Below are 11,396 nucleotides of genomic sequence, written 5' to 3'. Positions count from 1 at the left end.
TAAAAAATGGGTCACTTTTACAAGTCACCCACATCGTTAAATTTCAACGCTTTGTGCCGCTGTTACGTCGGCCTCACGCGCTTTCGACTCACTCACTACCAAATATGACCCAATCGCTAAATAGTCAATTTTGGTCCGCATCAATGTATTCACAGCATTTTGCGGCGTGCACACAATAGGCTCTCGGTCGTTAAATGACGTATTAAGGAGCATGGGTACACCCGTGAGGCGATTAAATTCGCTTATCAACGCATGGTACTTGGCGTTACTGACCTTATCGACGCGCTGAATACGCGATGTGCCATCCACATGCACCACGGCTGGAATTTGGTCTTTTAATTGGCTATTGGCGGGGTATGCCATCAACATATATCGAGATGCTTCTGCAACTTTTTTAATATCAAACCACTGATCGGCATACTCCGTTAACACTGAAGGGCAAAAAGGCCGGTGATCTTCACGGTGTTTTACTAACCGATTTAAGCGCTTTACCATTTCTGGGTCGCGCGGATCGGCCAATAAAGATCGATTACCCAGGGCTCTTGGGCCAAACTCCATGGCGTCTTGGAACCAGCCCACCACTTTGCCTTGCGCTAATAATGGCGCAACCTGCTCGGCTAAATTGTCGTGCTTGGTATAAGACACCTCGGCATTATCAAGCACGGCGAGTATTTCTTCGTCGCTAAAACGTGCACCTAAATAAGTATGTTCCGGCTGTGCTACTCGTGTATTTGGTTGCAACACACTATGATAGGCCCATAAAGCGGCACCTAGAGCGGTTCCAGCGTCGTTTGCAGCCGGTTGAATGTATAAATTTTCGAACGGGCCATCTTCAAATAATCGCGTATTCGCCACGCAGTTTAGTGCCACGCCACCTGCCATGCATAAATTGTTGCTGCCCGTTAATTCATGTGCTGATTGCGCTAAATGTAAAAGAATATCACTGGTCACACTTTGCAGTGCTGCGGCAATATCATGGTGTACAGGCAAAAGTGGGTCATGCATGTCACGTTGAGCTACGTTAAAAAGTACTTCTAACTGGCTGTAATCTTCTAATCTAAAACACAGTTTGTCGGCATCGACCGCAAAGCCAAACCCTTCTGGGTAAAGTAACGTTTGCATTTGTGACTTATAACGAGCGCTGTCGCCAAACGACCCTACACTCATCACTTTACAGGCATCGTATTCAGAAAAGCCTAAATACTTGGCCATTTTTTCCCATAAAAAACCAATCGAATTTGGATAGTCTATATGGTGGGTAAATTGAATGTTATTGCCTTGCGCATACCCTATTGAGGCCGATTCAAACTCGCCAATGCCGTCGATTGAAATTATCGCACTTTGTTCATAGGGGCTAGGGTAAAATGCCGATGCAGCATGGGCCATTTCATGATCTACCCACATAAATTGCCCGGCAAACCCTTGCTCAGCAAGTTGGCGCGGAACCGTCATCAACTTTTCAAAATAAGCGCGTTCAGCCGTAGCGGTGCCCCAGCTACCGGGCTCACTAGGCTCAACCAAATTACGGTGCTTGGCTAGGCGTTTTGCAGGGTTAAACGAAAATGCAATGATGTCTACTTCTTGTAAGGTAATATCAGCAAACTTCAAACACTGCGCAATGGCGTTGTGGGGCAACACATGCGGGTTATCTAGCCCTGCGGGCTTGGCATGTTTAACACGATTCAAACGCTCTTCTTCTATGGCAAATTGTGTTTTACCATCAATCACGATTGCTGCTGACGACTCATGATACACGCCGTTTATGCCTAAAATCACCAGTGGTGCATTATCACTTTTCATACTTACTATCCCTATTTTCCTTGAAAAATCTGATTAAAAACTGCCTGTAGACTGAAGACTTGCTCAGCCGCTGTTATCACAATGGCTAAACGCTGAGCCAAAAAGGTTTTGCGTGTTATCTTGCGGCACACACACACCTGCTAACATGCTTTCCCATAATTGGTATTCAGCCCCTTCCATCCAGGGTGTATCCGTCGTAAAGCTGTGTTTAATTGCAAAGTGAATATTCGGCATAACAGACTGTGCCAACTCTTCATAATATGTGGCAACTAACAAGGTGGCTTCACCGGCGCATAAAGCGGTCAAACAGCGTTGTAATTTTGGTAGCAACACCACCAGTTCGGCTATCGACTCAGGTTCAAAATCAGGATGATTTTCCATTCCAACGCTTAAAAAAAACAGCACCCGTTTACTATGCTTAATATGAGTGAAAAATCGCGCACTGATCCCATCAAACTTAGCCCTAAATGCCGGGTACTCTCGCTCTAAGTCACCATCGATTAGCGCAAAGTCATGGGTTGATAAAAACTGTGACACCGGATCCCAATACTTTTTGTATTCTTGGCATAAGGTATCGTAAGGTTCTAAGTGCTCTTTTGTGAGCACATGCTGACATTGGCTCTGCAGCGCCTCTATTAACGCCGCCACTGAGCGACCGCCAATCCAATCAAATGGGCCTCGTCGACTTTTTAAGTCAAGATGTTTCATAATATGACGAGGCCGGCAGTCCATGCCTAAGCTATAAACACAATCATACTCCCCTGCCGCAGGGCTCAACTCAGTCACAGCTAGATGCTCACTCATGATACCCTCCCACGACGAAGCCGCTGCCAAACCATAGTGCTGGTCACGCTCCACCAAGTGGGCACCTCCAACATCAAACGCGCAAATGGCATCAATAGTAATTGCCAGCGGTGCTGCGGGATTTGTTTAAATTCTTGCTTGGCTACCCGGTATACTGAATAGGTTTCAGCGATACCAATTGCGCTCCATATAGCCAAAAGCCACCATCCTACGGTGTCGCTCACATTAAACATCAGTAGCAATAACAAGGGAGCAATTAAGAAGGTACTCACCGAAATAATATCGAGTAAATGGCGACGCCCAAGAATGGTTTTGCTGCGCATTTGTTGTTTATAAAAGTCACTTTTATTTATGGCCACTTCAATAAAACCACGCGACCAACGCACTCTTTGTTGGTAGAGCGCCCAAAAAGATTGTGGCGGTGCCGTCATAGCAACCACATCTGACTCGTAAAAAACCGTGTAACCTTGCTCTATACCCAATAAACAGGTTTCTCGGTCTTCACCACTGCGAAGCCCACTGTGCTGAGCCAATAACGCTTTAATGATAGGTCGCTTATACAAACAGCCCGCGCCAGGCATAATGGGCACACTGCCTTCATGGGCGTTAAAATGATACGCGGCACGCTCTAAGGCATATTCTAGTACTTGAAACTGCACCACCGGTTTTCGATTAGCAATCGGCATCATTTTAAAATAACAGCCCATGCAGTTATCATCCGCGGCTAACTTTTCATACGTTTGCTCTAAACACGCTAAGTTTTCAAGCTCAGTATCAAAGTCAGTAAAAATAATATAGTCGTGGCTCAACTCATCGATAGTGCGCTGTAAAGCACCAATCTTTTGCCCGTTCGGGCTTACTTGAGCAACACTCAAGCGCCTATAACTTTGCTGTACATAATTTGCCGGCGCATCATTTGACCCATCATCAATGAGAATAATATCAACTTGTTCTGGCAACGAATTTGCCAACTCATCAAAATAAGCAAGGCGCTGTTTAAAATGTTCGCTGTCGCCCGCTTCATTGAAAAATGGCACTAATATCGCGGTGGTATTCGCGCCGGTATTTTGGTGTAACCAAGATAAAGAATAACTCATCAGCTCATTGCTCTATATTGCATTAATAAGTGATTGCCCAGAAGAAAGATACGGATGTAACTGCCCTTCTCGCATTAAATAATGTTTGTCGCACACCGAAAAATAGGGCTCATCGTGCGTGATCACGAACACTGTTTTTCCTGCGGCTTTTAGTTGTGGTAACCATAAATGGTAAAAGGTGTGCTTAAACTCAGGATCAAGGTTGGCGGCAAATTCATCCAATACCAAAAAGGGCCGGTCTTCCATTAAAGCTTGTACTAAAGCAAGGCGCTTAAGTTGCCCCGTCGAAAGCTCTGTGGTTGAAAACCCTTGATCTGTCCAGTGCACTTTGTCTGCCAACTTAGCTTGATTCAGCCAGTGTAATAGCACTGCTTTATCGGTATTTTGCGCCCCATAAAAAGGCTTAAATACCATGCTATCGGCGAATACAGTGGCAAATAATTGTCGATAGCCGTGTGCATACTGAGCTTGTTCTAACACCTTGCCATCTAAGCGTATGTTGCCTTGCGTTGGCGCATACAAGCCCGTTAACATTTTCAGTAACGTGGTTTTTCCCGAGCCATTTCCTCCAGAGATAAAAATGATCTCTTTGGCATTAACGCTAAAATTGATTGGCCCAATATTAAAAGCACCATCGCTGTCGTATTGAAAGTGGGCTTGTTCAAAACTCAAGGTTTTTACCGAGCAGTTAAATGCAGTATTTATTTCAGCAACTGGTTCTTTGGCTTGCTGAGTTTGTTCATACAAGTTATCTAAGGTGGCTTTAGACACGCGCAGTTGCGCCAGCACCCTAAATAACTCCATACTGCTGTGAAAGGGGCTCACCAAAAATAAAATGATGATCACAAAACTCATACGCTGCTCAGGGCTTAGCACACCATAAAACGGCACGATAAACACCACCACCGCGACCACTAAATACATGGTCGCCATCAAAATCATTTGATTGTTAATAAAGCGCGTATCGGCCCAGACTTTATTGTCTCTGACCTTATGCGCTTGCTCTGATATATCGTCAAACAACGCATCACTGCGCTGCTGGTTTTGTTTGTTCTCTTTTATGCCGGTGAGTAAGCTATGCATCGCGCCAAAAAAGCCATCTTCGGCTTGACGGCCATCAGCCATGGCTTGCTCAATTGCACTCAATCGGTATTTGTATGCCAATGCCGCAAGTACAAACAAGACCGACGCGATCAGCGCCCCCACCGGCAATACCACGCACAAGTACAACAACGCGGCCACCACGGTAAATAGCTGACCAACACTGACCACCACAAATCGATTAAGCTGACTCATCACATTCGCATCATACGCAATGGCAGATAAAATCGTTTGCGGGCCTAATTTTTCAACGTTGGCAAGCTTTGCACTGCGTACCGCATCTAAAATCGCAAGCCTCACCCGCATAATGGTGTTTTCGGTGAGTGTTAAGGTACGGCGTTGAAAAAACAGCTGCGTAGTAAAGTAGGCAATAAACGCCACACTAAATACCAAGCCACTTTGATATAAACTTTGCGTATCGTGATACGCACTTTGCAGCGCAATATTAATGCTGTGTACAATACCCAATGTGGTAATGGCACTGATAGCACTGACTGCCATCAAACGGCCATTTATATCTGCAAAAAGTAACTTAAATGCCGTGATCATGACTTAATTCCCACAAAGCGTTGATACCAACTTGGGCAAAGCTGCCACAACGCAGACTCTAACCATAATTTACTGTAATAGCGGAAATACCCATGCTCTTTGAACTTGCGCTCATTGTGCACAATATGGCTGTCGTCTAACCAACCAAAGCAAGCTCCTAATTCACCCAGTCGCTCCCCTAGATCAGTGTCTTCACCTTTTTTCAGCGCGCCATTGAATCCGCTTAGTTGTGTAAATAAGCGTTTTTTAACAAAGCAGTTTCCGCCAAAAGTACCATGGCGCTGATTGAATTTATTGATGCCCTTTGCCACCCTGTTTCCTAGCCAATGGCCTGAGTCACTCAGTAGCGGAGCACAGCCATAGTCTGTACCGCGTAACACTGCCGCTTTAATAGCTAAAAAATAGTTATCCGCGCACTGTGTATCCGCATCAACAAACACCAATATGGGATTATTTACTTTTTCGGCGCCTAAGTTACGGGCGAGGGCCGCACTACCAAGTTGTTCGCAATACACCCGTGGCGTAAAAGTGCTGGCAATTTCAGCACTATTATCACCACAGGTATCAGCCACAACGATGAGTTCATCTTCTGAGGTTAACTGTGCAACTATGAACGCCAGTGTATTTGACAACACAGGCGCTTCATTATGCGCAGGCACTATGACCGATAACATCAATGCCCCTAAACTAAAAAGTTATGCGCATCAGGGCAGGCATTGAGCACACGTAATGAGCCCTCTCTCATAGATTTGGCTGCACGCTGGTATGCATCAGAAGCCATTAAATCTTCTAAGGTGTCGTCTAATACACTGCCAAAAACCAAATCTGGAAACTGCTTAGTCATGACCAATTTACCACCGATATCAACGTCTAATTTCACGCCCATTTTTAAGTAGTTTTCACGGGCTGGCATCTTGCCTCGGTAGTATTTACGCAATTCATCATCGCTATAATCGGGCCCAAACAATACTGGGATCTGTGCAGGGTATTCACGTAATGCACTCAGTGTGGCAATCACCTTTTCGATATATTCAGGACTAAAATCCCCCATATCAAAACCCGTATACGAGTTCGGCACCACGTCATAGTCTTCACAAAACTTGTGATATTCACTGCGGGCAAATAAATCTACAACCCACAAATGATTGAAAATCATCCAGTCTACGCCATGTTTTTCACAAATTTGCAGTAACTCAATTGATTGGTCTAGATTCTTTGCCATCAAGGTGTTTTCAACCCCAATCAGCCAGCCTTTACCCTCTTCTTTTTTGCCCTTGGCCAGCATTTCAATACCTTGAATGGTTTTTCTGAAAGTGCCTTTACCACGAATAGAATCATGGATTTCACCTGGGCCATCAATCGAGATTAAAAATGCGAGCTGATCTGAAAATTCACTGAATAACTCAAAATAACGCTTTATCAGCAAGCCATTGGTACAGATATAAATAAAACACCCAGCTTCTGCTAAACGTCTAAAGAACTTAGGAAAATCAGGGTGTAATGTAGGCTCACCACCCGTTAAAATAATGTCGCACTTATTGCGGTCGATAAAATCAAACAAGTTACCACTTTCATCATAAGGAATCGCCGTCGGATCGAGGCCATTATGAAAGCCGCCTTCACGCCATTGAAAGCACTGCTCGCAGCGTAAATTACAACTGCTGGTCATTTTAACGACCAACTTACAAATATTCTGCTCTTCCACTACTTCTGATTCCGCATAGCGAGATAGCGCATTCGCAACACGTTCAGAGCTGGCTCTGTGATGTTTAATAAAGCTTGGGTTACGCTCGATAAAATTCAGGTGCCCCTGAGGTAAATCGGCAGTTTCTAAATGCGTGGCTTTTTTAGTCCACATGACGGTTCTCCTGGTGATGGTTTAAAAGCACATTGCAGATGTAATCAGGCGCATCGTGACGCACTAATGCAGCGGCATTATTAGTTAAAATATGTTTTTCTTCGGTGTTACCAATGAGCCTGACAACCGCCGCAAGTAATGACTCGGGTGACTGCGCCGTTACGACGGCCTTGGCTTTTTTGAATACGTCTCGATTATGCTGTTCTTGTCCCGGCAACGCAGAGCTCACAACCACACATGTATTGGTTAACGATGCTTCGGTTAAGGTGATCCCGCCCGATTTAGTGATTAATACTTCCGCTTCTTGATATAAATGCGTTAAGTCATCAACAAAACCCAACACTTCTAAGCGGCCTGTTGCTATATCTTCACTGAACATCGTTGTAAGCTGCTGCTCAAGTGATGCATTTTGTCCACAAACCACTTGTAATCGGGTAATTTTTTGAGCATTGAGTAATGTCTGCACTGTGGTCGGTGTGATCCCCAAGCCCCAACCCCCACCGCACAATAAAATACGGCCAAGTTGCGTACACCGTACTTGTTTATCATCAAGAATGTGCGCCGGGATCCCACTGGCATGCACGGGGGTTTTGCGCGTTTTGTGCCACTCAAAAACAGCGTTGTCATAAGCATGCGACACAAATAAATTATCGACAGGGGTCTGCCAACCAGATGAAATACTGTAATCACCTAACACCCCATGAATAGGGCGCTTAATAGCCAGTTTTTTACAGTAGTAACGCGCAAAAAATGCCCCGTAATAACTACATGCTAAAACTTGTTGATGCTGGGTGAATAACGCTTTCGCTTTGGCTTTTTTGTCATTGCCTTTAAACCATAACATCAGTGGTAATAGCTTATACAATGCAGGATAAAACCAACGACTACCGTATAATTTGCTATGGTGCTGCTTACCCTCTAAGCACCAGTCATAGTATTGATCAAACAACAGCTTAGTTAGCCAAACCGGTAAAATTTCAGACAACGACACCAGCGTAGAAGGCTCACCACGTTGCTGCAATCGCTGTTGCATGGTTAATGCCAATGCTCTTGAGCCTGCCCCAGACTCCACATACAAGATCAACACAGCTACTGTACCTGTAACTGAGCACTGGTCAGTGATAACCAATGTTGACGCAGCTCATCAAGCTCTAGCTTCATCACCACCATATCTTGCTGTGGCCCATAGAAGTTTTCAAAACGAGACAGCTCCGTAAACAGTAAAGATTGATATATCCCTAAAATGTTCGATTGGGTTGTATCTGCAAATACTTCTATGTAGAGCTGCTTATAATCGGTCTCTTCTAGTAACACTTTTAAGGTATCTAATAGCATCGCGATTTTGGTCATCGCCGACGCATTAGGTTGAGCAACAAACCACCCTCCCCATACGATACTTTTAGGATCCCATAATCGATAATGAAACCCCGATAGGCCAATAATTTCATCGTCTTTTTTCATACACCAGTATTGACGGCCATTATCAATGTCGGCACCAATACAGCGCTGATGAAAATCAATGGTTCTTAAAGCATCTTCGTTTATACCATCAACCATTGCTAAGCGAATAAAATCAAGCTGCTCACCGGCAAATGTCACAGGGACTTTTTGAATGTTTTGTCGCTGCATAAATAAGTTGGTACGGGCAATTTTATTAGCTAACAACGACGCTCTTCTATCAACAAATTGTTGTTCCATAGTGTTGTGCTCTTTGTAATATTTGAATAAAAAGTGGCTCAAATTTCGACGGGCACAAGATTGCTTAATGCAACAAAAATGTCGCTTATGAAGGGCATATTTTTGCTTATGACATGACAATTTTGCCTTAGGAAAAGCTTATGGACTAAAAAACAAACAAAAAAAGAGGCCAAAGGCCTCTTTTATGAAAATATTAATATTTAAAGTTAGTTAAAAAAGTCATTGTGAACGCTAAAGGTATATCACCAACTGTAAAACTATGAGCAATAATAGTAGTAGAAATATTTGAACGTTGTGGCGTGTTAAAGCCCGTAAACCTCCATGCATCGAATCAAGTATATTTTGTGGGTCAAACTTTACATCAATATTGAAACTGTACCCTTTTCTGTAATGAGTTTTGATAGCATTTTCAGGCAATGCATCATGCGATAGAATCCTCCTTAATTCTGAGATCGCGCGATTGATTGAATTGTTATCTACAAACTCTTGTTGCCAAATTTTTTCTCCCAGCTCGTCTCTAGAAATCACTCGATCAGGATTGAGCATAAAGTATACAAGCAACTCAAAAATGAGCGGCTCAACTTTAACCAAAGTATTATCAATCTTTAGTGTCTGGGATCGGTTATCAAGTGTAAAAGGGCCAAACAACGCTCTTTTAAACTGATTTTTTTGTGTTTCTTTATAAAACATGACAGCGCTTATACTTCCTTTCTATTAGATTATAAAAGCGCTTATGATTTTACTCCCATAAGCTTTAATAATGAATATAACTTATAACTAAAACCCATGATTTATTCTAATAATTGTTCTCGATCATAAAATACTAAAATAAATAATAAAAAGAACATAAAAAAAACATATCAGGCTATAATAGATCGAAATTCAACCCGTTTATTGGGACAATTACATTAATAACCTAACAGTCCCCAATAAAAAAACAATCACCAAAGAAAAGAAAACACAAAGTTGCAACAATCGAACAAACAAATAACAAAAAACTTGAACAAAACTAATACACTATAAAAACAACACACGCACACAATTTAACAAATCGTAATTAAGGACAGAAATAAGATATCTTTTATAACCAAATAAACTGAGAATAAATCAGTTACTAAAGGAGTTATTTAGCACAGCTACTACTCATAGATTGCTTACAATTCACCCTGATCATTGCGTTTATTTTCCTTTTTATTGATTACTACTACCCCGCTTACTAAAACCAAAAAAGCCCAATACAAAAGTATTGGGCTAATAACAGGCGCAATAAGCCTAAACATTAGTTTACTTTGAAAAAGGTGAGCTATTGGTATGACCCTTATTTTTCTTGTCTTTTTTTTCACAGCATTCAATATGTACACTTTGTTTCTGCGGGGGAGTGTCTTTTTTCATAATATCTACCAATTGCATGTTCATTTCACGTGCAAGCTCTACCACATCTTTGGTGGCCGCCTGCGATAAATCAAACTGCCTTGCTTTTTCAGCCTGTTCTTGCACATACCTTTGCTCTTCCAACGCCAGTTTGGCCAGCTCAAGTTCTTTTTCGATTTGATAATGCTCACTATGATCATCAGTCTTAGCTTCATTCCCTCCTTTTCCAATCAATATTTCTTTAACCACCATAATTAATGCCATGATCACCGGGGCTATCATCCCCACAACGGGCGTAAAGGCCTCAACATCAAGGTAATATCCGGATAAGCATGTAATAAGTACCAATACGACAGTGGTAGGCATGGCCCACTTACCAATAAAAACCATCACAATGCCTTGCTGAGGCAATGTAGATGTAGAACTTGTTTTGTCGTTATGAGAAGTGGTTGATTGTTTTTTCTCAGCTATATCTGCATTATTATCTTTAGGATCAGAATGGTTACGTGATCTCATAGTGAGTACTCCTATCGTAAACTAATATAAAATAAACTTGTGCTATTAGATGCACATAATTGCATTAGTACTCACCCCTTCGTGAGGAGCTTTCGCTTTGCCATAACGTCTTAGCGCAAGAATAAGGAAGGGAAGGAGCGAACGCTCCCTGAAGTGGCCGCTACTTTTTATTAAAGTAGGAATAGGGCAGGTTTATAGAAGTCGTCTGCTAAGGCTTTTCTCAGTCATACCGCCTTCATAGATTAAGTTTTTCATCGTATTTCTGATATTGAGGTAAATTCCGATTCTTGCTTTGTAATAATATGTGTAAAACGATGCAGAAACGTTTGATTTTTAATAAATCTGCGAGCTACTTTATTGAATAGCTCAAGTTAAATAACCTCAGGTTTGGATAAGGGTTTTGGAATAGAAAAGGCGTTGTTTCCTAAATAGTTGAACTTCTTTGGTTTGGTGCGATCAGATCATTAAATGCCTTAACCCATGATGCGAAATGAAGAAGAAAATTAGGAATTGGTCACAGTACAACCGTGCTTTGGTTCAACGCGGTAACATCAATATTTGGCTAAGTGATAGTGCCATCTCAAAGTGGCAGAATACCGAAA

At 42.5% G+C, this 11,396-nt stretch carries 10 protein-coding genes; all 10 read right to left on the bottom strand.

The genetic code is table 11. From position 1 onward, the window contains the following. Nucleotides 1-36 precede the first annotated feature (36 nt). On the bottom strand, nucleotides 37-1,800 hold the full coding sequence (locus BGP78_RS17860; protein ID WP_119862651.1) for a carbamoyltransferase C-terminal domain-containing protein: 1,764 nt from the start codon (nucleotides 1,798-1,800) through the stop codon (nucleotides 37-39). Between the two features lie 63 nt (nucleotides 1,801-1,863). Continuing rightward, complete coding sequence (locus BGP78_RS17855) at nucleotides 1,864-2,604, bottom strand: DUF1796 family putative cysteine peptidase (RefSeq protein ID WP_119862650.1); 741 nt, start codon at nucleotides 2,602-2,604, stop codon at nucleotides 1,864-1,866. Then, nucleotides 2,601-3,701, bottom strand: a complete 1,101-nt coding sequence (locus BGP78_RS17850; protein ID WP_119862649.1) for a glycosyltransferase family 2 protein — start codon at nucleotides 3,699-3,701, stop codon at nucleotides 2,601-2,603. Before BGP78_RS17850 ends, BGP78_RS17855 begins: the two co-directional genes overlap by 4 nt. A gap of 12 nt (nucleotides 3,702-3,713) precedes the next feature. After that, nucleotides 3,714-5,351, bottom strand: coding sequence for an ATP-binding cassette domain-containing protein (locus BGP78_RS17845; protein ID WP_119862648.1), 1,638 nt, complete (start codon nucleotides 5,349-5,351; stop codon nucleotides 3,714-3,716). Beyond that, nucleotides 5,348-6,025, bottom strand: a complete 678-nt coding sequence (locus tag BGP78_RS17840) for a glycosyltransferase (protein ID WP_119862647.1) — start codon at nucleotides 6,023-6,025, stop codon at nucleotides 5,348-5,350. Before BGP78_RS17840 ends, BGP78_RS17845 begins: the two co-directional genes overlap by 4 nt. 8 nt (nucleotides 6,026-6,033) lie before the next feature. Next, nucleotides 6,034-7,209 carry a radical SAM protein gene (locus BGP78_RS17835; protein ID WP_119862646.1) on the bottom strand — a complete coding sequence of 392 codons (1,176 nt, stop codon included), beginning with the start codon at nucleotides 7,207-7,209 and terminating at the stop codon, nucleotides 6,034-6,036. Continuing rightward, nucleotides 7,199-8,296 carry a glycosyltransferase gene (locus BGP78_RS17830; RefSeq protein WP_119862645.1) on the bottom strand — a complete coding sequence of 366 codons (1,098 nt, stop codon included), beginning with the start codon at nucleotides 8,294-8,296 and terminating at the stop codon, nucleotides 7,199-7,201. Before BGP78_RS17830 ends, BGP78_RS17835 begins: the two co-directional genes overlap by 11 nt. 2 nt (nucleotides 8,297-8,298) lie before the next feature. Further along, nucleotides 8,299-8,907, bottom strand: a complete 609-nt coding sequence (locus tag BGP78_RS17825; protein ID WP_119862644.1) for a hypothetical protein — start codon at nucleotides 8,905-8,907, stop codon at nucleotides 8,299-8,301. A 231-nt stretch (nucleotides 8,908-9,138) separates the two neighbouring features. Further along, nucleotides 9,139-9,597: a winged helix-turn-helix domain-containing protein gene (locus BGP78_RS17820; RefSeq protein WP_119862643.1), complete on the bottom strand. Its 459-nt coding sequence runs from the start codon at nucleotides 9,595-9,597 to the stop codon at nucleotides 9,139-9,141. Between the two features lie 594 nt (nucleotides 9,598-10,191). After that, nucleotides 10,192-10,794 (bottom strand): hypothetical protein, encoded by a 603-nt coding sequence (locus BGP78_RS17815; protein ID WP_119862642.1) that lies wholly within the window; start codon nucleotides 10,792-10,794, stop codon nucleotides 10,192-10,194. Nucleotides 10,795-11,396 lie beyond the last annotated feature (602 nt).

This window comes from Pseudoalteromonas sp. MSK9-3, assembly GCF_003590335.1.
Taxonomy (GTDB): Bacteria; Pseudomonadota; Gammaproteobacteria; order Enterobacterales; family Alteromonadaceae; genus Pseudoalteromonas.
The sequence above is the reverse complement of the archived record's forward strand: the minus strand, read 5'-3'. Positions and strand labels throughout refer to the sequence as shown.

What these genes read in the sequence shown, in the direction of transcription:
- BGP78_RS17860 (WP_119862651.1), bottom strand. Translation starts at nt 1,800, where the DNA reads ATGAAAAGTGATAATGCACCACTGGTGATTTTAGGCATAAACGGCGTG.
- BGP78_RS17855 (WP_119862650.1), bottom strand. Translation starts at nt 2,604, where the DNA reads ATGAGTGAGCATCTAGCTGTGACTGAGTTGAGCCCTGCGGCAGGGGAG.
- BGP78_RS17850 (WP_119862649.1), bottom strand. Translation starts at nt 3,701, where the DNA reads ATGAGTTATTCTTTATCTTGGTTACACCAAAATACCGGCGCGAATACC.
- BGP78_RS17845 (WP_119862648.1), bottom strand. Translation starts at nt 5,351, where the DNA reads ATGATCACGGCATTTAAGTTACTTTTTGCAGATATAAATGGCCGTTTG.
- BGP78_RS17840 (WP_119862647.1), bottom strand. Translation starts at nt 6,025, where the DNA reads ATGTTATCGGTCATAGTGCCTGCGCATAATGAAGCGCCTGTGTTGTCA.
- BGP78_RS17835 (WP_119862646.1), bottom strand. Translation starts at nt 7,209, where the DNA reads ATGTGGACTAAAAAAGCCACGCATTTAGAAACTGCCGATTTACCTCAG.
- BGP78_RS17825 (WP_119862644.1), bottom strand. Translation starts at nt 8,907, where the DNA reads ATGGAACAACAATTTGTTGATAGAAGAGCGTCGTTGTTAGCTAATAAA.
- BGP78_RS17820 (WP_119862643.1), bottom strand. Translation starts at nt 9,597, where the DNA reads ATGTTTTATAAAGAAACACAAAAAAATCAGTTTAAAAGAGCGTTGTTT.
- BGP78_RS17815 (WP_119862642.1), bottom strand. Translation starts at nt 10,794, where the DNA reads ATGAGATCACGTAACCATTCTGATCCTAAAGATAATAATGCAGATATA.